The sequence below is a fragment of the Pseudomonas sp. 51_B genome (assembly GCF_017491595.1).
Taxonomy (GTDB): domain Bacteria; phylum Pseudomonadota; class Gammaproteobacteria; order Pseudomonadales; family Pseudomonadaceae; genus Aquipseudomonas; species Aquipseudomonas promysalinigenes.
Genome location: NZ_JAFGYW010000353.1, coordinates 1 through 459, shown reverse-complemented (window position 1 = coordinate 459; position 459 = coordinate 1). Strand labels below are relative to the sequence as shown.

Genomic DNA, 459 nt, shown 5'->3' with positions numbered 1-459 from the left:
CGAATACGCCGACATAGGGCGTTGTACGCCGCCAGAATGGCGACTTGAATCCCGAAGTTCGAACGTTCACATTGATATGTGTCGATGTATCGGCGGTGCGCGCGACGGAGACGACAGGCTGGAGAAGACATGCTCGGCACCCTGACGGACCTGGACCTTCGGCTGATCCGCGTGTTCGTCGCGGTGGCGGACGCGGGCGGCGTGAGCGCCGCGCAAGCGACGCTGAACGTGAGCCAGCCGACGATCAGCACGCAACTGGCGACGCTCGAGACGCGCGTCGGCTTCCGGCTGTGCGAGCGCGGGCGCAGCGGCTTGCGGCTGACGACGAAGGGCGAGCGCTTCTACGCGCTCGCGAAGAAGCTGTACGCGGCCGTCGACGCATTCACGGGCGAAGCGCGGCACATGGACAAGACGCTCGTCGGCACGCTCGCGATCGGCCTCATCGGCCACACGCCGATC

At 66.4% G+C, this 459-nt stretch carries 1 protein-coding gene; it reads left to right on the top strand.

Annotated elements, in window-relative coordinates:
* Positions 1 to 129: 129 nt before the first annotated feature.
* Positions 130 to 459 (top strand): LysR family transcriptional regulator (locus J5M56_RS25195; protein WP_207938085.1); only part of this gene is annotated, 330 nt, incomplete at its 3' end.